The sequence below is a fragment of the Enterobacter sp. T2 genome (assembly GCF_010692925.1).
Taxonomy (GTDB): domain Bacteria; phylum Pseudomonadota; class Gammaproteobacteria; order Enterobacterales; family Enterobacteriaceae; genus Enterobacter; species Enterobacter kobei.
Map to the genome: position 1 here is coordinate 15,879 of NZ_CP048736.1, position 22,435 is coordinate 38,313.

The following is a 22,435-nucleotide window of genomic DNA, read 5'->3' on the forward strand; positions in this document are numbered from 1 at the left end:
CAAAAAAATCTCACATAAATAGTCTTGAAAAGCCCGGTTCCAGACCCATTTTAAGAATGTGACCCGATAACGAACGCGCCTGATGGGCGTTCGGGGGCACAAAGGCCTGTCCATGGTGGAAGGCTATAATTTCTCGCTGATTTCAGGAGTTTTATTTATGCGTAACTTCGATCTTTCTCCGCTATACCGTTCTGCAATTGGTTTTGACCGCCTGTTTAACCATTTAGAAAATAACCAAAGCCAGAGCAATGGCTACCCTCCATACAATGTCGAGCTGGTTGACGAAAACCACTACCGCATCGCGATTGCCGTTGCCGGTTTTGCAGAAAACGAACTGGAGATCACCGCGCAGGACAACCTGCTGGTGGTGAAAGGTTCCCATACGGCCGAGCAGAAAGAACGTACCTACCTCTACCAGGGCATCGCCGAGCGTAACTTTGAACGCAAGTTCCAGTTAGCCGAGAACATTCACGTCAAGGGCGCGAACCTGGTTAACGGCCTGCTGTTTATCGAACTGGAACGCGTGATTCCGGAAGAGAAAAAACCGCGCCGTATCGAAATTAACTAATCACGGGGGTCGCAAGCGCGGCCCACACAGACTTGCTTGCCGTAACGGGAGCATATGCGAATCCATCAGGATTTGCAGGAACAACTGCGCACAAAATTAAACTGTGCCGAACTCGCTTCTTAGAAGGAGATTTAGTATGCGTAACTATGATTTATCCCCTCTGCTGCGTCAGTGGATTGGTTTTGACAAACTGGCTAACGCCCTGCAAAGCACGACTGAGCACCAGACGTTTCCGCCGTATAACATTGAAAAAAGTGACGATAACCACTATCGCATCACCCTTGCGCTGGCCGGTTTCCGCCAGGAGGATCTGGACATCCAGCTTGAAGGTACCCGTCTGACCGTGAAAGGGACGCCGGAAAAACAGGAGACCGAGACTCAATGGCTGCATCAGGGGCTGGTTAATCAGCCGTTTAGCCTGAGCTTTACCCTGGCAGACCATATGGACGTGTCCGGTGCGACCTTTACCAACGGGCTACTGCATATCGATCTGACCCGTAACGTGCCGGAAGCCATCGCGCCGCAGCGTATCGCCATTAGCGAGCGGCCGGCGTTGAACAGTTAACAAGCCCGCCGAACCTGTAGGTCGGGTAAGGCGTAGCCGCCACCCGACACCGCTCACAGACCGCATAAGGCCCTGCCCCGGCAGGGCTTTTTTGTGCGCCATCGCCCATACAACGCCCCACGGCTCTGAGAGAATCCCTGATATAACTAAGGTTATGGGCAGGGAGTGGATCATGAGTGATATCGCGTTAACCGTTAGCGTGTTGGCCCTGGTCGCTGTTGTGGGACTATGGATAGGCAATATCAAAATCCGCGGCGTCGGGTTTGGCATTGGTGGCGTGCTGTTTGGCGGCATTTTTGTCGGGCATTTTGCCGATCGGCTCGGGCTGGCTCTGAGCGCTGAAATGCTCCACTTTGTTCAGGAGTTCGGCCTGATCCTGTTCGTTTATACCATCGGGATTCAGGTAGGCCCTGGCTTTTTTGCCTCCCTGCGTGTCTCCGGACTACGGCTCAATCTTTTTGCGTTCGGCATTGTGGTCATGGGCGGGCTGGTCACCGCGATTCTGCACAAAATCTTTGATATTCCCCTTCCTGTGGTTCTGGGCATTTTCTCCGGCGCGGTCACCAACACCCCGGCGCTCGGTGCGGGCCAGCAAATCCTGCGCGATCTGGGGATTCAACCCGGCATTGTCGACCAGATGGGGATGAGCTACGCCATGGCCTATCCGTTTGGCATCTGTGGCATTCTGCTCTCCATGTGGCTGGTACGCGTACTGTTTCGCGTTAACGTCGAATCAGAGGCCAAAGATCACGAAACCACGCTGACCAACGGCCATATGCCCATCAAAACCATCAACATTCGCGTCGATAATCCCAACCTGAATAATATGGCGATTCAGGACGTGCCGATCCTGAACAGCGCCAACATCATCTGCTCCCGCCTTAAGCGTGACGATATGCTGATGGTGCCCGCGCCCGGCACCGTTATTCAGCAAGGCGATCTGCTACATCTGGTCGGCCAGCCCGGGGATTTAAACAATGCGCGACTGGTCATTGGTCAGGAAGTGGACACCTCGCTCTCCACGCGCGGCACCGATATGCGGGTGGAACGCGTTGTGGTGACCAATGAGCATGTTCTCGGCAAAAAAATACGCGATCTGCAGGTAAAAGAACGCTATGACGTGGTTATCTCCCGTCTGAATCGCGCGGGTGTTGAACTGGTCGCCAGCCCGGAAGCCAGCCTGCAGTTCGGGGATATCCTCAACCTGGTTGGTCGCCCGTCGTCAATTGACGCGGTGGCGGATATGGTGGGTAACGCCCAGCAAAAACTGCAGCAGGTACAGATGCTGCCGGTGTTTATCGGCATCGGTCTGGGCGTGCTGCTGGGCTCCATTCCACTGTACGTGCCGGGCTTCCCGGTGGCGCTTAAGCTGGGCCTGGCAGGCGGGCCGCTGATTATGGCGCTGATCTTCGGGCGCATCGGCTGTATTGGTAAGCTCTACTGGTTTATGCCGCCGAGTGCCAACCTGGCGCTGCGCGAGCTGGGCATCGTGCTGTTTCTGGCAGTGGTCGGGCTGAAATCCGGCGGGGATTTTGTCGATACCCTGATCAAGGGCGAAGGGATGAGCTGGGTCGGTTACGGCATATTTATCACGGCAATCCCGCTGCTGACGGTAGGCATTCTGGCGCGGATGTTCGCCAAAATGAACTACCTGACGCTGTGCGGCATGCTGGCGGGCTCCATGACCGATCCCCCTGCGCTCGCGTTTGCCAATAACCTGCATGCCACCAGTGGGGCAGCGGCACTCTCCTATGCCACCGTCTACCCGCTGGTAATGTTCCTGCGCATCATCACGCCGCAGCTACTGGCGGTGCTGTTCTGGGGGATGGGCTAGAAGGTCTTCCGGGTGGATGCGCCGCAGATGGTAGTCCACCTGGTAATCACTGGTATTACGGAACATCACGGAATAATTGAGGAACTCGCCGCTGTCGCTGTAGGAAAGTGACGTGATTCGCAGCAGCGGCGTCTGTTCCGGCAGGTTCAGGTAACCGGCCAGCTGTTTATCTGCCAGCACCGGCGTCAGGCTCTCATAGTTGCCGCTGATGGTGATCCCGCACTCTTTCTCGATGTAATCAAACTTTGACCCTTCCAGATGCGCCAGCGAGAGGTTGCGAAACAGCTTCACCGGCATAAAGCTGTCCTCCAGCATCAGCGGCTTCCCGTCCACGTAGCGTACCCGCCGGGAAAAGTAGATCCGCTCATCGACCTGAATCCGCAGCTGGCTGGCGATGGCGGGTGGCGCAGGCATCACTTCAAACTGCAACACTTTACTCTGCACCTCTTTTCCCTGCTGACGCAGCACCTCCACCAGCCCGGTCAGATTCGTGGTTTCGTGGTGAACGTCCTTGCGCGAGACAAACGTGCCGCTGCCGTGCCGTCGCTCAACCAGCCCCCAGCTCACCAGCAGATCCAGCGCCTTGCGGATGGTCATGCGCGCCACGCCGAACTCCTGCGCCAGCGCTTTCTCACCCGGTAGCGGGCTGCCGATGTTGTAGTCCGACGAGTTCAGCCGCAGCCGCAATCTGTCGGCAATAGATTTGTAGATCACCAGTAGACCTCTCTGCCCGCATTATGGCGTCGGTTACGTCTTCACATGTCCATATTTACAACGAAAAGTAGACCTCACTGGTCAAAATAAAACCATGAATGCGATCACGAATCGCAACGGCACGCCATGTTCGCGTATCAGTAAGTTCTTATGCTCACCTCAGGCCAGCAAAAAACCATAACGGCCTCTACCCCCTACAGGTTGTTACGTGAGGATTTAAAAATGCTCAGTCAAATACAACGTTTTGGCGGTGCCATGTTTACCCCGGTATTGCTGTTTCCGTTTGCCGGGATCGTGGTGGGAATCGCCATTATGCTTCGCAACCCGCTGTTTGTCGGCGAAGCCTTAACGGCCCCTGATAATCTTTTCGCGCAGATCGTTCACATTATTGAAGAGGGCGGCTGGGCGGTATTTCGCAATATGCCGCTGATTTTCGCCGTCGGTTTACCGATTGGCCTGGCAAAGCAAGCGCAGGGCCGCGCCTGTCTGGCGGTGCTGATTAGCTTCCTGACCTGGAACTACTTCATCAACGCGATGGGGATGACCTGGGGTCACTTCTTCGGCGTCGATTTCTCCGCCGAACCCACGGCGGGAAGCGGGCTGGCGATGATTGCCGGGATCAAAACGCTCGATACCAGCATCATCGGTGCCATTGTGATTTCTGGCATCGTGACCGCTATCCACAACCGCTATTTCGACAAGCCGCTGCCGGTTTTCCTGGGGATTTTCCAGGGCAGTTCGTTTGTCGTTATCCTCGCGTTTTTCGTCATGATCCCCTGCGCCTGGCTGACATTGCTGGGCTGGCCGAAAGTGCAGATGGGCATTGAGTCCCTACAGGCGTTCCTGCGCTCAGCCGGTGCGCTGGGCGTGTGGGTGTACACCTTCCTGGAACGCATTCTGATCCCAACCGGATTGCACCACTTCGTCTATGGCCCGTTCATCTTCGGCCCGGCGGCGGTGGAAGGCGGTATTCAGGTCTACTGGGCGCAGCATCTGCAGGAATTCAGCCAGAGTACCCTGCCGCTGAAAACCCTCTTCCCCGAAGGCGGGTTCGCGCTCCACGGCAATTCAAAAGTGTTTGGCTCGGTCGGGATTGCGCTGGCGATCTGGTACACCGCCTCAGCGGAAAACCGCGTCAAGGTGGCGGGGCTGCTGGTCCCGGCCACGCTCACTGCCGTGCTGGTGGGCATTACTGAACCGCTCGAATTTACCTTCCTGTTTATCTCGCCGCTGCTGTTTGCCGTTCACGCCGTGCTGGCGGCCACCATGGCAACGGTGATGTACACCTTTGGGGTGGTCGGCAACATGGGCGGCGGCCTGCTGGACCAGTTCCTGCCGCAAAACTGGATCCCGATGTTCCATAACCACGCCTCAACGGTCTTCACGCAAATCGGCATCGGCGTCTGCTTTACCGGCCTCTACTTCGTGGTTTTCAAAACGCTGATTGTGCGTCTGAACCTCAAAACGCCGGGCCGGGAAGAGAGCGAAATCAAACTGTACAGCAAGGCCGACTATAAGGCGGCACGCGGGCAAACCACTGCCCCGGCGGCGGCCAGCCAGCAGGTCGGACAGGCCGCCGGATTCCTGCAGGCGCTCGGCGGTGCGGCCAATATCGAAAGCATCAACAACTGTGCCACCCGCTTGCGTATCGCGCTGGTGGATATGGCCAAAACCCAAAGCGACGACGTCTTCAAAGCCCTGGGCGCACACGGTGTGGTGCGACGCGGCAACGGCATTCAGGTGATTGTCGGTCTGCACGTTCCTCAGGTGCGTGACCAGCTGGAATCGCTGATGAAAACCCCTTTAACGAATGAACAAACCACCCTGACAGAGGCTATATCATGAAAAAATTCTCAGTTGTCATTGCAGGCGGCGGCAGCACCTTTACGCCTGGTATCGTCCTGATGCTGTTAGCCAACCGTGACCGTTTCCCGCTGCGCGCCCTGAAGTTTTATGATAACGACGGCGCACGTCAGGAGACCATCGCCGAAGCGTGCAAAATCATCCTTAGAGAGCAGGCGCCGGAGATTGAGTTTAGCTACACCACCGATCCTAAAGCGGCGTTTACCGATGTGGATTTCGTGATGGCGCATATCCGCGTCGGCAAATACCCGATGCGTGAAAAAGATGAGAAAATCCCGCTGCGCCACGGCGTGCTGGGCCAGGAAACCTGCGGGCCAGGTGGGATTTCCTACGGCATGCGCTCGATCGGCGGCGTGCTGGAGCTGGTAGATTACATGGAGCAGTACTCCCCGAATGCGTGGATGCTGAACTACTCCAACCCGGCGGCGATTGTCGCGGAAGCCACGCGCCGCCTGCGTCCGAATGCCAAAATCCTCAACATCTGCGATATGCCGATTGGCATCGAAGGACGCATGGCGCAGATCGTTGGCCTGAAAGACCGCAAAGAGATGCGCGTGCGCTACTACGGTCTGAACCACTTCGGCTGGTGGACCTCGATAGAAGATCTCAACGGTAACGATTTAATGCCGAAACTGCGCGAATACGTGGCGAAATACGGCTATGTTCCGCCTTCTGAAGATGTGCATACCGAAGCAAGCTGGAACGATACCTTTGCCAAAGCAAAAGATGTGCAGGCGCTGGATCCGGACACCATGCCGAACACCTATCTGAAATACTATCTGTTCCCGGACTACGTTGTTGCGCACTCTAACCCGGAACGGACCCGCGCCAATGAAGTCATGGACCACCGCGAGAAACATGTGTTCAGCTCCTGTCGGGCGATCATCGAAGCGGGTAATTCCGCCGCCGGGGAGCTGGAAATCGACGAACATGCGTCGTACATCGTCGATCTGGCGACCGCGATTGCCTTTAACACCCAGGAACGCATGTTGCTGATTGTGCCAAACAACGGTGCTATTCATAACTTTGATGCCGATGCGATGGTGGAAATTCCGTGTCTGGTGGGCCATAACGGACCGGAGCCGCTCACGGTTGGCGATATTCCACACTTCCAGAAAGGGTTGATGAGCCAGCAGGTGGCGGTGGAAAAACTGGTGGTGGATGCCTGGGAGCAGCGTTCGTATCAGAAACTCTGGCAGGCGATTACCCTGTCGAAAACCGTGCCGAGCGCGTCAGTCGCGAAAGCGATTCTGGATGACCTGATCGAAGCCAACAAAGAGTACTGGCCGGAACTGCACTAACCTTCCTGACCGGCATCCCCCGATGCCGGTCTCCTTGTCCTGGTCGATTTACGCTATGCTGAAGCCTGCCCGTAGCTCGACAAGGAACCTCCATGAAAATTTCCCGCCTCGGTGAAGCGCCGGATTATCGCTTCTCTCTGGCTAATGAACGCACGTTCTTAGCGTGGATCCGCACGGCGCTGGGCTTTCTGGCTGCAGGTGTCGGCCTCGATCAGCTCGCACCTGATTTCGCCACGCCGCTGATCCGCGAAGTACTGGCGCTGCTTCTGTGCCTGTTCGCAGGCGTGCTGGCGATTTACGGCTATCTGCGCTGGTTGCGCAATGAGAAGGCGATGCGTCTGAAGCAGGATTTACCCTATACGCGCGGGCTACTCATCATCAGCGCGATCCTGCTGACGGTGGCAGGCGTGGTGATGGTGCTGGTGTTCTATGGCGGATAGCCGCAAAGCGCGACGCGAAGCGGACCCTGGCCTGCAGCCGGAGCGGACGTCGCTCGCATGGCTGCGCACGTTGCTGGGGTATGGCGCGCTGATTGCTCTGGCGATCAAGCACAACTGGCACCGGACCGGGGTGCCATTCTGGATCTCGATTGTTGTGCTGGCGCTGGTAGCCTTCATTTTGTGGCGCTATACCCGCAGCCGTAACCTGATGGACGTGGCGCAGGATGATTTTGTGCAGCCGAAAGCGGTGCGGGATAAGTTCCTGATCGCGCTCGCTGTGCTGTCTCTGTCTTTACTCTTTGCCGTTACTCATATTCAGCAAATGGTGAGCTTATAAGCCCGGTGGCGGCTCCGCCTTACCGGGCCTACGATTAACGGCTTTTTGCTAAATACTTCGCCATCTCGTCTTCCGGCACCATGCCGCCCCCGGTTGCCCATACCAGGTGGGTGACGTTGGCATCTGAATGCACACGCAGCGGCCCGGCCATGCCCGCCAGCGCGGACGGTTCCAGACGAATGTCTTCCTCCTGCGCCAGCCAGCCGAGCATGTCATACATGCTTTGATCGGAAAGCGTGTAGAACCCGTCCAGCAGGCGCTCCATCGCGCGGCCCACGAAGCCGGACGCGCGCCCGACCGCCAGGCCGTCTGCCGCCGTCACGTTGTCGATACCCAAGTCCTGCACCGCAATCTCGTCGTGCAGGCCGGTGTAAACGCCGAGCAGCATGCACGGCGAGTGCGTGGGTTCCGCAAAGAAGCAGTGGACGTTATCACCGAAGGCCAGCTTCAGGCCAAACGCCACGCCGCCAGGGCCGCCACCGACACCGCAGGGCAGGTAGACGTACAGGGGATGCGCCGCATCCACCACGCGGCCCTGTTCGGCAAACTGTGCCTTCAGCCGCTCGCCTGCCACCGCATAGCCCAGGAACAAGGTGCGGGAGTTTTCATCATCAATGAAGAAGCAGTTCGGATCGCTTTCTGCCGCTTTGCGCCCCTGTTCCACCGCCACGCCGTAATCCTGCTCATACTCCACGACGATGACGCCGTGGCTGCGGAGCTTGGCTTTCTTCCACTCGCGGGCATCGGCGGACATGTGCACCGTCACCTTAAAGCCGATGCGTGCGCTCATAATGCCGATGGACATCCCCAGGTTGCCGGTTGAGCCCACCGCAATGCTGTACTGGCTGAAGAAGTCCTTAAAGCGCGGCTCCAGCAGGACGCTGTAGTCGTCTTCGATGCTCAGCAAGCCGGCGTCCAGCGCCAGTTTCTCCGCGTGGGTCAACACCTCGTAGATGCCGCCGCGTGCTTTAATCGAGCCGGAAATCGGCAGATGACTGTCTTTTTTCAGCAGCAGGGTGCCGGGAATGGTCTTGTCATATTCTTTCCCCAGTCGCGCCTGCATGGCCGGGATGGCGACCAGTTCGGATTCAATAATCCCCTTCGTGACGGCCGTTTCCGGAAAGGCTTTCGCCAGATACGGCGCGAAGCGGTTAAGGCGCGCGTGCGCGTCGTCCACGTCGGCTTTGGACAGCCCGACGTAAGGCAATCCTTCCGCCAGCGTGGTGGTACGTGGGTTAAGCCAGGTGGTTTCTTTCAGGGCAATCAGATCCTCAACCAGAGGAAACTGTGCGGTTAAAGTAGTGATAGTTGCGTTTTCCATAGTACGTCTCTTCGCGCTCAGATAATGAAAGAAAGCAGGAATGTGCCGCCAAGTGCAAGCACCGAGGCGATAAACGTCGCCGTCGTATAGTATTTGAAGGTCTCATTCAGGGTTGCGCCGCAGTATTGCTTCACCAGCCAGAAGAGAGAATCGGTGACGATCGTGCAGCCAATGGCGCCGGAACCGATAGCAATGGTGATGATCTCCGGACTCACGTTCGGATAGAGCGGCAGCATCGGCGCGACTATCGCCGTGGCGCCCATCATCGCGACCGTGGCGGAGCCTACGGCGGCATGCAGCACCAGCGCCACCAGCCAGGCGAGAAGGATAGGATGCATGTGCAGATTCGAGAGAATATGCGCCAGTGAGTCCGCCAGTCCGCTGGTTTTGAGGATGGCGTTGAACGCGCCGCCCGCGCCGATAATCAGCAAAATATTGGCGATAGAGCCAAAACCGTGCTCGGTGTGCGTCAGCATCGCCCCCATGCTCATATGCTGGCGGATCCCCAGCAGGTAGTAGGCGACAAACACGGCGATAAACATCGCGGTGATCGGGTTGCCGATAAATTCGAGGAGCGTATACAGCGAACCTTCTTTTGCCATATTCAGCTCGGCAATGGTCTTCACCAGCATGAGGCCAATTGGCAGCAGAACCGTAAACAGCGTGGCGCCCAGCGACGGGAGGGTGTGTTCTTCCCGCACCTTGAGGTCTGAAAATTCTGCCGGAACCGGTTTAAACGGCAGACGATTGCCGAGCAGTTTCAGGAACAGCGGGCCACCGACCAGAGACGCCACCAGTCCTACCATCAAACCATAAACAATCACCGTTCCGACGTCCGCGCCTAACTTATTGGTCACAAACAGCGCGGCTGGATGCGGAGGCACCACGCAGTGGACCGCCATCAGCGCGGTACAGAGCGGAATGGCCAGCTTGAGCAGCGACGTGTTGGTCTTTTTGGCGATGGAAAACGCCAGCGGGATCAGCAGTACCACGCCCACTTCCACGAACAACGTAATGCCGCAGATCAGGCCCACCAGCACCATAATCACGTCTGCTGACAGCCAGCGGCAGCGCTGCAGCGTGATCCCGATGCGCTCTGCCGCGCCGGAGACTTCCATCATTTTGCCGAGAATGGTGCCCAGACCAATCACCGCCGCCAGGAAGCCCAGCGTACCGCCAATCCCGCTCTCAATGGCGTTCACCATATCCAGTGGGCTCATTCCCATCATCGCACCGACGAAAAAGCTCGCCAGCAGCAGCGCGAGGAACGGGTGAAACTTCAGCTTAACGATGGTTAAAACAATTAACACAATGCTGACCAGCAGCGTTGCCACAACCCAGACCTGAGATCCCATATCTCACCTCACCCTTATGTCATCTGTGGGTATTGGACGAAAAAACGGCGGGGGCTGACAAACGATATAAATTGGCATTCAGGTGAGCCAGATTGGATCAACTGAGTGACTACGCTCTAAAAAACGCACTTAACTTGCATTAGGTTCACATAAATTCACCCTTAAACGGTATGCTGAGCGCAGAAACCCCGCGTGAGAATTGTGATGACCGATGCGAATGAAGCCAGAAACCGGCTGTTAAACGGCTGGCAGCTGTCGAAAATGTACACCTTTGAAGTGGCCGCCCGGCATGAGTCCTTCGCGCTGGCCGCGGAGGAGCTCTCGCTCAGCCCCAGCGCGGTGAGCCATCGCATCAATCTGCTGGAAGAGGAGCTGGGTATTCAGCTGTTCGTGCGCTCGCACCGTAAGGTTGAGCTGACGCAGGAGGGGAAGCGCGTTTACTGGACCCTTAAATCCTCCCTCGATACCCTGAATCAGGAGATCCTGGACATCAAAAACCAGGCGCTCTCCGGTACGCTAACGGTGTACTCCCGGCCATCGATTGCGCAGTGCTGGCTGGTTCCCATGCTGGGAGATTTTACCCGCCGCTATCCGTCGATTTCACTCACCGTCCTGACCGGAAATGATTACGTCAATATGCAGCGAACGGGCATCGATCTGGCGCTCTATTTCGACGATACGCCGGCAAACCACCTTTCCCATCACTTCCTGATGGATGAGGAGATTTTGCCCGTTTGTTCGCCCGCGTACGCCCGCGAACATCAACTGGTTAAAAACCCCCATAACCTCAGCCACTGTACGTTGCTGCATGACCGTCAGGCCTGGAGCAATGATTCCGGTACGGATGAATGGCAAAGCTGGGCGCAGCATTTTGCGATAAATATGCCGCCATCGTCGGGGATTGGTTTTGATCGTTCTGATTTAGCGATTATTGCGGCCATCAATGATGTGGGGGTGGCGATGGGCAGAAAGAGGCTGGTGCAGAAACGGCTCGAGAAGGGAGAGTTGATTGCACCGTTTGGTGAAAAGACCCTCAAATGCCATCAGCATTACTATATCTCAACGCTTCCGGGCCGCCAGTGGCCGAAAATTGACGCCTTTATTAGCTGGCTGAGAGAACGGGCAAGGTGAAGAATTATTACGCTTTGACGCTACACCAAATGTGAAAAAGCGTGCTAAATACAGGTAATGCTTTCGATTTATCCAGGGTAAACCGTGTTAAAGCCTTTTATTGCCTCTGCGTTACTGATCTCTTCCGGCTGGGCGATTGCCGCTGAGCCGGCGATGACGGCTGCCCGCTATGCTCAGCAGCTGGGTGTGGGGATGGATGTAGACTGGGCGCGTACCGAGCGCGGTATACGTGAATTTGACCCGCTGGTGGTACGCGATTTTCGTGCAAAAGGCATTAGCCATGTGCGCATCCGCGTCGCCGATGAGCCGACGGAAGCGCGGCTCATCCATCTGCGCAAGCTGGTGGAAGCCTGCGAGCAGTATGGTGTCATCCCGATTATTGCTTATCAGGCAGATGAATATAAAAACGACCCGAAAGCCGATAATGAGAAAGAGACAATCAACTGGTGGATTGCCGTCGCCCACTATTTCGGCCAGAGCTACCCGCAGTTGGGTTTTGACCTGATTTACGAGCCCGCCGACAAGCTCAACCACAACCTCGCGTCGTTAAATCGCGTGTATGAAAAAACCATAAAAGCGATCCATGACATTGACCCGCAGCGCATGATTTTCATCGCACCGCGCCTGCGCGCCGCGCCGGAGGATTTAACCAGCCTGAAGCTGCCTGCGCACAGCCAGAACTTCCTGCTGGCGGAGTGGCATATTTTCCCGTGGGGGCCGCTGAAAAATAACGGTAAATACCCGTGGACGTCCGGCACGGCGGCAGAGAAAGCGGCTATCCATAATCGCATCAATACCGCGCTGCGCTGGCAGCAAAAAACCGGGCACGTCAGCTGGGTTGGAGGCTGGGGCGTGGGGGAGTCAAACCACCTCACGCCAACCGCTTCGCAAATGGCCTTCGCCACCTTTATGGCCTGCGAGCTGCAAAAGGCGAAAATTCCGTATGCGCTTAACGCGGATTTCCAGTTTTACGACGGGGAAGAGGGCGCCTGGCGACCTGCGCCAGAGCCGTTATTACAGGCGATGATTGCTCCCGTCTGTGAAAAGCCCGGCGACAAGCCGGGCCATCATGCGGTTAAACCGGCTGCTCGTGATGCGGGACACGCGACGCCAGCGGCAGCCAGCACAGTAAAATCAGCAGCCCCATCAGCGTCATCAGCAAACCCAAACTAGCCTGCCCGGTCTGCGGCATCATGGCTGAGAGCCAGGCGAGCGCGCCGGAGCCGATGTTTTGCAAACCGCCCACCAGCGCGCCCGCCGTGCCCGCGAGGAACGGGAACGGCTCCATCGCGCCGCTGGTGGCGAGCGGGAACAGCATCCCCGCGCCGAAGAAGAACAGCGCCGCCGGGATCAGCAGCGTCCAGACGGTCATCACGCCAAACAGTCCCGGGATCCACATCATCAGTCCCGCCAGCAGACAGCTAATCACTGCCTGCCACATCAGGGTGGAGAAACGCTTGTTCTGACGTCCGGCAAACCAGGCGCCGAAGAACGCCGCCGGGATAGGCAGAATAAACAGAATACTCACCACCATGCTGCTCAGGCCAAGCCCAGCGCCCAGCAGCACGCCGGAGCAGGCTTCGAACACCGCTATGCCTGCCAGGCCGCCGATCAGCATCAGCAGGCAACAGGTAAACGCACCGTTGCCGAACAGCGTTTTGTAGCTGGCGATAAGCTTCGTGCGCGGCGCGTCCTGCGGGCGCGTTTCCGGCATCCACCGTGCCATGCTGAAGGTCACTATCACGCAGAGCACCAGCAGGAAGGCGTAACATGCGCGCCAGGACCACATTGTGTCCAGCAGGCCGCCAATCAGCGGTGCCAGTAGCGGGCTGACCAGAATCCCCATATTCAACAGGCTGTTGGCATGGCGGAGCTGGGTGCCCTGGTACATATCGCGCGGTAAGGTTCGCGCCATCACCCCGCCAACGCCGGTTCCGACGCCTTGCAGAGCGCTGGCGGCAATCAATACGGTCAGGCTATGGGTGGTGATGGCAATCACCGTCGCCACCAGGAATATGCTCATGCCGACCAGGATCACCGGGCGACGCCCGACGCGGTCGGACAGCGGGCCATAGACGAGTTGTGAAACGCCGTAGGTTAGCAGGTAGGCGGCCATTACGCTTTGTACCGCGCCCTCGCGGACGTTTAATTCCTTTGCCATGTCGGCGATCGCCGGAATGTAGATGGTTTGCGCCATCTGACCGACGGCCACCAGTAACACCAGCATCAACAATAAGTTAACGTTCCTTTGTTTTTTCATGTCGCTGAATACTTTTGCCAAAAGAGAAAAATTAAGAATAAGTGACTGCGCATTCCCACAAATGCGCGAGGAATCTACCACAGTGAGATGACAATTTAATCATTGTGATGGTGAATGGAAGAACGTAAAAAGGCAGGATTTGTAAACAAAAACGGCAACTAATGTTGCCAGTGATTTATGCGAGGCGCAGGAGAATAGCGCCGCCAGCAATACCCAGCGCCGCAGCGATGCGCAGGCCCGCAACCTTCTCTTTTAAAAGCACAAAGGCAATCAGCGCCCCGAAAAGAATCGAGGTTTCACGCAGCGCCGCGACTACGGCCAGCGGTGCCTGCGTCATCGCCCACAGTGCCAGGCCATACGAGCCCATGGTACCGACGCCGCCGAGCAGCCCCTTTTTCCAGTGCAGACGCAGGTAGCCAAAGGCTTCACGCCGACGCGCCACCATCGCCCAGCTCAGCAGGCAAAAACCGTTCATAAAGAAGGTCCACAGCGTGTAGCCCAGCGCAGTGTCCGAGAGCCGCACCCCGGTGCCGTCCACCAGCGTATATCCGGCGATAAAACAGGCGTTCAGTAGCGCCAGCCAGATCCCTTTTCGGGACTGCATGCGCCCGTTCATCGCCATCGCCAGAATCGACAGGCAGATCACTCCGATGCCGGACCAGGCCAGCCAGGAGAGACGATCGCCGAGCGCCAGGACGCTGATCAGCGCCACCAGCAGTGGGGCGGTGCCGCGCATCAGCGGGTAGGTTTGACTCATATCGGAGACCTGATAGGTCTTCGCCACCAGCACGGTGTACACCACCTGTAAGGCGCAGGAGACGATTAAAAACGGCCAGCTTGCAGCAGAAGGCTGTGGAGAGAAGGGGAGCAACACCAGCGCAATCAGCGTAGCGGAGCCGCTGACGCTTATCGCAGAATAGAGCTTGTCCGTTCCGGCCTTAACGATAGCGTTCCAGCTGGCATGCAGCAGCGCGGCAAACAGCAAAATGCAGAATACGGTGATGGTCATGGCGTATCGGGTGGTGAATTGTCACTCAACTGTAACATTCACGTCCTGATGCTGCCAGTCGGTTACACCGCACAAAACAGGCGGTGCGTCACCCGCGGCTCATCCGAGACCAGCGTGAAACCCGCCCGGCGGTAGAACCCATACGCGGTATCCGGCGCGTGGGTGTTCAGGAAATCAAACCAGATGCTGGCATCGGCCATCACCACGGTTAAAAGCTGTTTGCCGATGCCCAACCCGCGACACTTCTCGCTAACATAGAGATGGCGAATGCGCCCGGCGCGCGGTTGCTGGCTGAAGGGATCGCGGTTGAGACCGCATACGCCTACCAGCTTGCCGTTAAGAAACGCCCCCAGCAGCTTTTCGCCCGGCGCGTTAAAGCGGTTTTCACCCCGCTGCCAGTTCTCTTCCAGCCTGCGCAGCATGTTGAAATTCAATGCGATACTTTCCGCCTTCAGGGCGATATAGCCCGGTTCATCAGGCGTAACAGGCTCAATTAACAGACGCGACATAGCATTCCCTCGTTATTAAAGAGGGGCGGTTGCCCGCCCCTCTCAGGTGCGACTTGAACCTGACTTACCGAACGTATTTCAGGACAGCATCAAGCAGTTGCAATACTGCAACAATGAGTTTGAGGATAAGTATCACCATATCCACGATGCCCATACGCGTCTCCTTTTGGTAAAAAGGAGCACGATGCTGGCGTACCTTTCCGCCGCCTGTTGCCAGCACCTGGATTGACGTAACACAGTGTGCTCACTTCAGGGGTTAAGGCACTGACGGCACCACCCGTTTCAGCCAGGACTTCATTGCGCCGGTAGAACTGCGGCCCCCTCGCTCACTGCGAACACCCTCAGTATAGATAAATACTGTATGTATGAACAGTATTTTTTGGACAAAAATCGAAAGGCGACCCATACTCAAAAACGTCAAAATCCGTGCCGGAATTGCGCGTTCGTCCTCGATCGCGTATACTTTTTGCGTTGACGTAACACAGTGTGTTCTGCGGCGACCAACCGCAAAACCCTGATAAAAACCTCGCTCCGGCGGGGTTTTTTGTTTTCTGGGTCCGTCCTAAGCTGGCCTTCCGTTGACTAATTGGCAATCCGTGATATTGTTGCCATAATGGCAACTGACGCGGCAGGTATGCAGTATGCATTTAATCTCAATGAAGGCAATTTTGGATGCGGCGGTCCAATTTCCGCAACACTGAGAGGAGCTTTTCTTTCTGGGGCGAACCATAGAAAAGAGCCATTGCCCGACGCCTGTTGCGCTAAGAAAAATCTTTCCAACGCTAGATAATTTGAAGTATCTCGATAAGCATTATGTTATTGATATTGCTAACAACAACCTCAGAATAGTGGCTCTCATATTCTTTGAAAGCCAAAAGTTTTATGTGCGCCATGTTTTTACTAATAAGGAATATGACCGTTTTACGGAGAAACATCGCACTAAGGGGAAGAAATGATGATCGTAGCTGATGCAATGAAAGCAACGCATGCCCTTGTCGCGGCGGTTCCTTTATTGGGTGAACATCCAAACGAGAAAGATTACCAGGACGCACTTGAGCTGGTTGAGTATTTACTGATGAACGAACCTGGCAGCCCTTTGCTGGATATCGTATGTGCAAGAATTCGTCGTTACGAAGCCAATCGGCCCGAAATTGTCGCCTTACGCCAGGAGATGGAATCTGTCCCAGTGGGCATTGCCGTTTTAAGAACCCTTATGGATCAATACAAACTGACTATTTCGGATTTTCAGGATGAAATTGGCAGTAAATCAATGGTTTCAAGGGTGTTGAACGGTCAACGTCAGCTGACGTTGAACCATATAAAAAAACTGGCTGCTCGCTTTGGGGTATCGCCTGCGCTGTTCATTGAATGAAATACTCACGTCCGACTACTGTTTTCATCACCCAACAAACGAAACGTGATCCCTGACGCATTTTTGCGCAGATGAAAATATTTCCATTGTCACGCCAGAAAACCTGTGTTTGTATAAATTCAATTAATGATTCCAAACACAGGTTCCTAATGACTCCATCTCTGTTCACCTCGACCCTACTAAAAACTGCGCAACCAGCCGCAGTGGTCGTCGTGCGTGTGGTGGTCGTCGTCGGCAATGCGCCGTAGGGACTGGATCAACACACGAATCCAAAACCCCGCCGGCGCAAACCGGGCGGGGTTTTTCGTTTAGGACCCTCCCCGGAAGGCTGGCTCAGAAGAAAAGGACTGGAGCATGGCAAGTTCGGGCACAACATCTACTAAGACGCGTTTTACGGGCGCGCAGCTGATCGTTCATTTGCTGGAACGACAGGGCATCACCACGGTTGCGGGCATCCCGGGCGGCACGGTGCTGCCGCTGTACGATGCGTTAAGCCAAAGCACAAAAATCCGCCACGTGCTGGCTCGCCACGAGCAGGGCGCGGGCTTTATCGCGCAGGGCATGGCGCGTACCCAGGGGAAACCGGCGGTTTGTATGGCGTGTAGCGGGCCGGGGGCAACCAACCTGGTAACGGCCATCGCCGACGCGCGCCTCGACTCCATTCCGCTGATCTGCATAACCGGCCAGGTGCCGTCTTCGATGATTGGTACCGATGCGTTCCAGGAAGTGGATACCTACGGCATCTCTATCCCCATCACCAAACATAACTATTTAGTTCGCGATATCAGCGAGCTTCCTCAGGTTATCAGCGATGCGTTTCGCATTGCGCAGTCTGGCCGCCCGGGCCCGGTGTGGATAGACATTCCTAAGGATGTCCAGACCGCAGAGATCGAGATTGACGTGCTGCCAGAGCCGGGCGACCGTGCCCCCGCGCCGGAATTCAGTGCTGAGAGCGTGCGTGACGCCGCGGCGATGATTAATGCCGCCAAACGCCCGGTGCTCTATCTGGGCGGTGGGGCGATTAACGCCGCGAATGAAATCCGCCAGTTCGCTGAAAAAGCCAGCCTGCCCACCACCATGACCCTGATGGCGCTCGGCATGCTGCCTAAAGCGCACCCGCTCTCTCTTGGCATGCTGGGCATGCACGGCGCGCGCAGCACCAACTACATCCTGCAAGAAGCGGATTTGCTGATTGTAATGGGAGCGCGTTTTGATGACCGGGCGATTGGCAAAACCGAGCAGTTCTGCCCGAACGCCAAAATCATTCATGTGGACATCGACCGCGCCGAGCTGGGTAAAATTAAGCAGCCGCACGTGGCCATTCAGGGCGACGTGGCTGAAGTGCTGGCGCAGCTGATCCCGCAGACGGACGCAGCCGACCGTGCCGACTGGCGTCAGCTGGTCGCCGATTTGCAAAAAGAGTTCCCGGGCGCCATCCCGACCGAGGGCGATCCGCTGAGCCACTATGGTCTTATCAACGCTGTGGCCGCCTGCGTGGACGACAGCGCGATTATTACCACCGACGTGGGCCAGCATCAGATGTGGACCGCCCAGGCCTACCCGCTGAACCGTCCGCGCCAGTGGCTGACCTCCGGTGGCCTCGGCACTATGGGCTTTGGCCTGCCTGCTGCCGTGGGTGCGGCGCTGGCGAATCCGGACCGCAAAGTCATCTGCTTCTCCGGTGACGGCAGCCTGATGATGAACATTCAGGAAATGGCGACCGCGGCTGAAAACCAGTTAGACGTCAAAATCATTCTGATGAACAACGAGGCGCTGGGGCTGGTACACCAGCAGCAGAGCCTGTTCTACAAGCAGGGCGTATTTGCCGCGACCTATCCGGGAATGATTAACTTTATGCAGATTGCTGCCGGTTTTGGCCTTCACACCTGCGATCTGAACGCCGAAGAGGATGCCCACGCGGCGCTGCAGACGGCGATTTCGCGCCCCGGCCCGGCGCTGATCCACGTGCGTATCGATCCTGAACAAAAAGTGTATCCGATGGTGCCGCCGGGTGCGGCAAATACTGAGATGGTGGGAGAATAAGCCATGCAGAAACAACATGATAACGTCATTCTGGAACTCACCGTCCGCAACCATCCTGGCGTCATGACCCACGTCTGCGGGCTGTTTGCCCGCCGGGCGTTTAACGTGGAAGGCATTCTCTGTCTGCCGATTCAGGGCAGCGAGCACAGCCGCATCTGGCTACTGGTCAACGATGACCAGCGTCTGGAGCAGATGATGGCGCAGATCGACAAGCTGGAAGATGTCACCAAAGTGGCGCGCAACCAGTCCGATCCCACCATGTTTAACAAAATTGCGGTGTTTTTCGAGTAGATCGCTTAAGGTAAGCGTCTTTCGCTCTTGTAGGCCGGATAAGCGCAGCGCCATCCGGCGTTTTCAGACCGCAGGATCAAACATGACCACCATCGCGCTTATCGACGACCACCTTATCGTCCGCTCCGGCTTTGCCCAGCTTCTCAACCTCGAACCCGATTTTCAGGTCGTGGCCGAGTTTGGCTCCGGTCGTGAGGCGCTGGCGGGCCTGCCGGGGCGCGGAGTGCAGGTCTGTATCTGCGATATCTCAATGCCGGATCTCTCCGGTCTGGAGCTGTTAAGCCAGCTGCCGAAAGGGATGGCGACGATCATGCTCTCGGTCCACGACAGCCCGGCGCTGGTCGAGCAGGCGCTCAACGCGGGCGCACGCGGGTTCCTCTCAAAACGCTGTAGCCCGGACGAGCTGATCGCCGCCGTGCGTACCGTCTCCACCGGCGGCTGCTATTTAACACCAGATATCGCCATTAAGCTGGCGGCCGGACGTCAGGATCCGCTCACTAAACGCGAACGTCAGGTTGCAGAGAAACTCGCACAGGGGATGTCGGTGAAAGAGATTGCGGCCGAGCTGGACCTGTCGCCAAAAACCGTCCACGTTCACCGCGCCAATCTGATGGAAAAACTCAACGTCAGCAACGATGTCGAGCTGGCGCGCCGCATGTTTGATAGCTGGCAATGAACCCGCTGTTTTCGCGGCTGATCGCCGTCGTCGCCAGCTTTTTTATCTTTTCTGCCGCATGGTTCTGCCTGTGGAGCATCAGCCTGCATCTGGTGGAGCGACCCGAGCTGGCGGTATTGCTGTTCCCCTTCGGCCTGCGTCTGGGGTTGATGCTGCAATGTCCCCGCGGCTACTGGCCCGTTTTGCTGGGCGCAGAGTGGCTGATGCTGGTCTGGCTGGCGCAGGAAGTTGCGCTCACGCAGCTGCCATTATTGATGACCGGAAGCCTGCTCACGCTTATCCCGGTTGCGCTCATTTCCCGTTATCGTCACCAGCGCGACTGGCGCACGCTGCTGCGTCAGGGGGCGGCACTGATTGCCGCCGCGCTGCTGCAATCGCTGCCGTGGGCTGGCGACAAGGAGATGCTCAACGCCCTGCTGCTGACCCTCACCGGCGGGCTGACCCTTGCGCCGACCTGTCTGGTTTTCTGGCACTACCTCACCAGCACCGTCTGGCAGCCGCTGGGGCCTGCGCTGGTCTCCCAGCCCGTCAACTGGCGCGCCCGGCATCTCATCTGGTATCTGCTGCTGTTTGTGGTGAGCCTGTGGCTACAGCTCGGCCTGCCCGCAGAGCTTTCACGCTTCACGCCGTTTTGTCTGGCGCTGCCGATCATCGCCCTCGCCTGGCACTACGGCTGGCAGGGCGCCTTAATTGCCACGCTGATGAACGCCATCGCGCTCATTGCCAGCCAGACCTGGCACGACCATCCGGTGGACCTGCTGCTTTCTCTGCTGGCTCAAAGCCTGACCGGGCTGCTGCTGGGGGCGGGGATCCAGCGTCTGCGCGAGCTGAACCAGTCTCTGCAAACCGAGCTGGCGCGTAATCGCCGTCTGGCGGAGCGTCTGCTGGAGACGGAAGAGAGCGTGCGGCAGGAGGTCGCCCGTGAGCTGCATGATGACATCGGCCAGACCATCACCGCCATCCGCACCCAGGCGGGCATTGTCCAGCGTCTGGCGGCGGAAAATGCCGGTGTGAAGCAGGGCGGGGCGCATATCGAACAGCTTTCGCTGGGGGTTTATGACGCCGTTCGCCGCTTGCTGGGACGGCTGCGTCCGCGCCAGCTTGACGACCTGTCACTTGAGCAGGCGATACGCTCCCTGATGCGCGAGATGGAGCTGGAAAGCCGCGGCATTGTCAGCCATCTCGACTGGCGAATTAATGAATCTGCGCTGAGTGAAGGCCAGCGCGTGACGCTGTTCCGCGTCTGTCAGGAAGGGCTGAATAATATCGTCAAACACGCCAATGCCAGCGCGGTCACCATTCAGGGCGGCCAGCAGAACGATCGCCTGACGCTGGTGATTGAAGACGACGGCTGCGGCCTGCCGCCGGGCTCCGGCCAGCAGGGTTTTGGCCTGGCGGGCATGCGCGAGCGCGTGAAGGCGCTGGGTGGCACGCTGGCTATCTCCTGTACCCACGGGACGCGCGTTAGCGTCAGCCTGCCGCTAAGGAACCACCATGTTTAAAATGCCTGCCAACGCCTCACCGCTAGGCGACAAAGCGGAAATTGACGCGCGCTACCGCTACTGGCGTCGCCATATCCTGATGACCATCTGGCTTGGCTATGCGCTGTTTTACTTTACCCGCAAAAGCTTTAACGCCGCCGCGCCGGAAATCCTCGCCAGCGGCGTGATGACGCGTACCGATATCGGCCTGCTGGCGACGCTGTTTTACATCACCTACGGCCTGTCGAAGTTCTTCTCCGGCATCGTCAGCGACCGCTCCAACGCGCGCTACTTTATGGGCGTCGGGCTGATCGCCACCGGCGTGGTAAATATCCTGTTCGGCTTCTCCACCTCGCTGTGGGCCTTTGCCCTGCTGTGGGCACTGAACGCTTTTTTCCAGGGCTGGGGAGCGCCGGTTTGTGCCCGCCTGCTCACCGCCTGGTACTCGCGCAACGAGCGCGGCGGCTGGTGGGCAATCTGGAACACCGCGCATAACGTCGGCGGGGCGCTGATCCCGATGGTGGTCGGTGCGGCGGCGCTGCACTACGGCTGGCGCGCAGGGATGATGATTGCCGGGGGCCTGGCGATTGTTGCCGGGCTGTTCCTCTGCTGGCGCCTGCGCGACAGGCCGCAAACCGTTGGACTGCCTGCGGTGGGCGACTGGCGGCACGACGAGATGGAGATTGCCCAACAGCAGGAAGGGGCGGGGCTGACCCGCAAAGAGATTCTGACCAAATACGTGCTGAAAAATCCCTACATCTGGCTACTCTCGCTCTGTTACGTGCTGGTTTACGTGGTACGTGCGGCGATCAACGACTGGGGCAATCTGTACATGTCGGAGACGCTCGGGGTGGATCTGGTCACCGCCAACTCGGCGGTCACGATGTTCGAGCTGGGCGGATTTATCGGCGCGCTGGTGGCAGGCTGGGGCTCGGACAAGCTGTTTAACGGCAACCGAGGCCCGATGAACCTGATCTTCGCCGCCGGGATATTGCTCTCCGTCGGCTCGCTGTGGCTGATGCCGTTCGCCAGTTACGTGATGCAGGCGGCATGCTTCTTCACCATCGGCTTCTTCGTGTTTGGCCCGCAGATGCTGATCGGCATGGCCGCGGCGGAGTGCTCGCACAAAGAGGCGGCGGGTGCGGCGACGGGGTTTGTCGGGCTGTTTGCCTATCTTGGCGCATCGCTCTCCGGCTGGCCCCTGGCGCGGGTGATCGACACCTGGCACTGGAGCGGTTTCTTCGCGGTCATCGCCATCGCGGCGGGGATCTCTGCCCTGCTGCTGCTGCCCTTCCTGCACGCGCAGGCCCCGCGCGAAGCGTGACACACTTCACCTTTTACTGCCGAGTGGCGCAAAACTAAGAA

Annotated in this window: 24 protein-coding genes and 1 other annotated feature; of the genes, 17 read left to right on the top strand and 7 right to left on the bottom strand. The window is 57.5% G+C overall.

All coding sequences use genetic code 11. The features are described 5' to 3' along the window. Positions 1-92 precede the first annotated feature (92 nt). Positions 93-164: a sequence feature (ROSE (Repression Of Heat Shock gene Expression) occurs in the 5'-region of heat shock genes and acts as an RNA thermometer to modulate expression.), on the top strand. From ibpA to G0034_RS00085, 3 genes are all read left to right on the top strand, one after another. Then, complete coding sequence (gene ibpA, locus G0034_RS00075) at positions 158-568, top strand: small heat shock chaperone IbpA (RefSeq protein ID WP_008500162.1); 411 nt, start codon at positions 158-160, stop codon at positions 566-568. (Overlaps the previous feature by 7 nt.) Before the next feature lie 136 nt (positions 569-704). Then, positions 705-1,133: a small heat shock chaperone IbpB gene (gene ibpB / locus G0034_RS00080; protein ID WP_014881915.1), complete on the top strand. Its 429-nt coding sequence runs from the start codon at positions 705-707 to the stop codon at positions 1,131-1,133. Positions 1,134-1,305: 172 nt separating this feature from the next. Next, positions 1,306-2,967: a putative transporter gene (locus tag G0034_RS00085; protein WP_179120397.1), complete on the top strand. Its 1,662-nt coding sequence runs from the start codon at positions 1,306-1,308 to the stop codon at positions 2,965-2,967. On the opposite strand, the gene G0034_RS00090 is transcribed toward G0034_RS00085, so the two are convergent. Next, complete coding sequence (locus tag G0034_RS00090; protein WP_059373332.1) at positions 2,935-3,681, bottom strand: GntR family transcriptional regulator; 747 nt, start codon at positions 3,679-3,681, stop codon at positions 2,935-2,937. The genes G0034_RS00085 and G0034_RS00090 overlap by 33 nt on opposite strands. 222 nt (positions 3,682-3,903) lie before the next feature. On the opposite strand from G0034_RS00090, the gene G0034_RS00095 reads away from it, so the two are divergent. From G0034_RS00095 to G0034_RS00110, 4 genes are all read left to right on the top strand, one after another. Continuing rightward, positions 3,904-5,526 carry an alpha-glucoside-specific PTS transporter subunit IIBC gene (locus tag G0034_RS00095; protein WP_023331675.1) on the top strand — a complete coding sequence of 541 codons (1,623 nt, stop codon included), beginning with the start codon at positions 3,904-3,906 and terminating at the stop codon, positions 5,524-5,526. Next, positions 5,523-6,845: a 6-phospho-alpha-glucosidase gene (locus G0034_RS00100; RefSeq protein ID WP_047626028.1), complete on the top strand. Its 1,323-nt coding sequence runs from the start codon at positions 5,523-5,525 to the stop codon at positions 6,843-6,845. The genes G0034_RS00095 and G0034_RS00100 overlap by 4 nt, the downstream gene beginning before the upstream one ends. Positions 6,846-6,937: 92 nt before the next feature. Then, complete coding sequence (locus G0034_RS00105; protein WP_014068263.1) at positions 6,938-7,285, top strand: YidH family protein; 348 nt, start codon at positions 6,938-6,940, stop codon at positions 7,283-7,285. After that, positions 7,275-7,622 carry a DUF202 domain-containing protein gene (locus tag G0034_RS00110; RefSeq protein WP_023331677.1) on the top strand — a complete coding sequence of 116 codons (348 nt, stop codon included), beginning with the start codon at positions 7,275-7,277 and terminating at the stop codon, positions 7,620-7,622. Before G0034_RS00105 ends, G0034_RS00110 begins: the two co-directional genes overlap by 11 nt. Before the next feature lie 34 nt (positions 7,623-7,656). Here G0034_RS00110 and dsdA read toward each other — a convergent pair whose 3' ends face one another. After that, complete coding sequence (dsdA, locus tag G0034_RS00115) at positions 7,657-8,943, bottom strand: D-serine ammonia-lyase (RefSeq protein ID WP_058690213.1); 1,287 nt, start codon at positions 8,941-8,943, stop codon at positions 7,657-7,659. A 17-nt stretch (positions 8,944-8,960) separates the two neighbouring features. Further along, entirely contained in the window at positions 8,961-10,298 is a 1,338-nt protein-coding gene (gene dsdX / locus G0034_RS00120) for a D-serine transporter DsdX (RefSeq protein ID WP_063434502.1), read from the bottom strand. A 204-nt stretch (positions 10,299-10,502) separates the two neighbouring features. Between dsdX and dsdC the strand changes: the two genes are divergently transcribed. Together dsdC and G0034_RS00130 are read left to right on the top strand one after the other, a co-directional pair. Beyond that, entirely contained in the window at positions 10,503-11,429 is a 927-nt protein-coding gene (dsdC, locus tag G0034_RS00125) for a DNA-binding transcriptional regulator DsdC (RefSeq protein WP_176261008.1), read from the top strand. Between the two features lie 84 nt (positions 11,430-11,513). Then, positions 11,514-12,602, top strand: a complete 1,089-nt coding sequence (locus tag G0034_RS00130) for a cellulase family glycosylhydrolase (protein ID WP_032635252.1) — start codon at positions 11,514-11,516, stop codon at positions 12,600-12,602. On the opposite strand, the gene emrD is transcribed toward G0034_RS00130, so the two are convergent. From emrD to tisB, 4 genes are all read right to left on the bottom strand, one after another. Further along, positions 12,505-13,689, bottom strand: a complete 1,185-nt coding sequence (gene emrD, locus G0034_RS00135; RefSeq protein WP_179120398.1) for a multidrug efflux MFS transporter EmrD — start codon at positions 13,687-13,689, stop codon at positions 12,505-12,507. The genes G0034_RS00130 and emrD overlap by 98 nt on opposite strands. A 175-nt stretch (positions 13,690-13,864) precedes the next feature. Then, a complete protein-coding gene (locus G0034_RS00140; protein WP_047343396.1) occupies positions 13,865-14,698 on the bottom strand; it encodes an EamA family transporter in 834 nt (277 codons plus the stop codon). A gap of 62 nt (positions 14,699-14,760) precedes the next feature. Continuing rightward, positions 14,761-15,207: a GNAT family N-acetyltransferase gene (locus G0034_RS00145; protein WP_014881927.1), complete on the bottom strand. Its 447-nt coding sequence runs from the start codon at positions 15,205-15,207 to the stop codon at positions 14,761-14,763. 64 nt (positions 15,208-15,271) lie between these two features. Next, positions 15,272-15,361 carry a type I toxin-antitoxin system toxin TisB gene (gene tisB / locus G0034_RS23505; protein WP_023331685.1) on the bottom strand — a complete coding sequence of 30 codons (90 nt, stop codon included), beginning with the start codon at positions 15,359-15,361 and terminating at the stop codon, positions 15,272-15,274. Between the two features lie 562 nt (positions 15,362-15,923). Here tisB and G0034_RS00155 point away from each other — a divergent pair. The 8 genes from G0034_RS00155 (at position 15,924) to G0034_RS00190 (ending at position 22,394) form a co-directional block, all read left to right on the top strand. Then, positions 15,924-16,163 carry a type II toxin-antitoxin system HigB family toxin gene (locus G0034_RS00155; protein WP_228037371.1) on the top strand — a complete coding sequence of 80 codons (240 nt, stop codon included), beginning with the start codon at positions 15,924-15,926 and terminating at the stop codon, positions 16,161-16,163. Further along, positions 16,160-16,579 carry a helix-turn-helix domain-containing protein gene (locus G0034_RS00160; RefSeq protein WP_023331687.1) on the top strand — a complete coding sequence of 140 codons (420 nt, stop codon included), beginning with the start codon at positions 16,160-16,162 and terminating at the stop codon, positions 16,577-16,579. The genes G0034_RS00155 and G0034_RS00160 overlap by 4 nt, the downstream gene beginning before the upstream one ends. Positions 16,580-16,728: 149 nt before the next feature. Continuing rightward, positions 16,729-16,827, top strand: coding sequence for an ilvB operon leader peptide IvbL (gene ivbL / locus G0034_RS00165; RefSeq protein ID WP_023331688.1), 99 nt, complete (start codon positions 16,729-16,731; stop codon positions 16,825-16,827). 106 nt (positions 16,828-16,933) lie between these two features. Beyond that, entirely contained in the window at positions 16,934-18,622 is a 1,689-nt protein-coding gene (gene ilvB / locus G0034_RS00170) for an acetolactate synthase large subunit (protein WP_179120399.1), read from the top strand. Positions 18,623-18,625: 3 nt separating this feature from the next. Further along, complete coding sequence (gene ilvN / locus G0034_RS00175) at positions 18,626-18,913, top strand: acetolactate synthase small subunit (RefSeq protein ID WP_010426528.1); 288 nt, start codon at positions 18,626-18,628, stop codon at positions 18,911-18,913. Between the two features lie 82 nt (positions 18,914-18,995). Then, complete coding sequence (gene uhpA, locus G0034_RS00180; RefSeq protein ID WP_014881931.1) at positions 18,996-19,589, top strand: response regulator transcription factor UhpA; 594 nt, start codon at positions 18,996-18,998, stop codon at positions 19,587-19,589. Continuing rightward, on the top strand, positions 19,586-21,091 hold the full coding sequence (uhpB, locus tag G0034_RS00185; RefSeq protein WP_047028137.1) for a signal transduction histidine-protein kinase/phosphatase UhpB: 1,506 nt from the start codon (positions 19,586-19,588) through the stop codon (positions 21,089-21,091). The genes uhpA and uhpB overlap by 4 nt, the downstream gene beginning before the upstream one ends. Continuing rightward, on the top strand, positions 21,084-22,394 hold the full coding sequence (locus tag G0034_RS00190; RefSeq protein WP_032635256.1) for an MFS transporter: 1,311 nt from the start codon (positions 21,084-21,086) through the stop codon (positions 22,392-22,394). Before uhpB ends, G0034_RS00190 begins: the two co-directional genes overlap by 8 nt. The last annotated feature ends 41 nt before the right edge of the window (positions 22,395-22,435 follow it).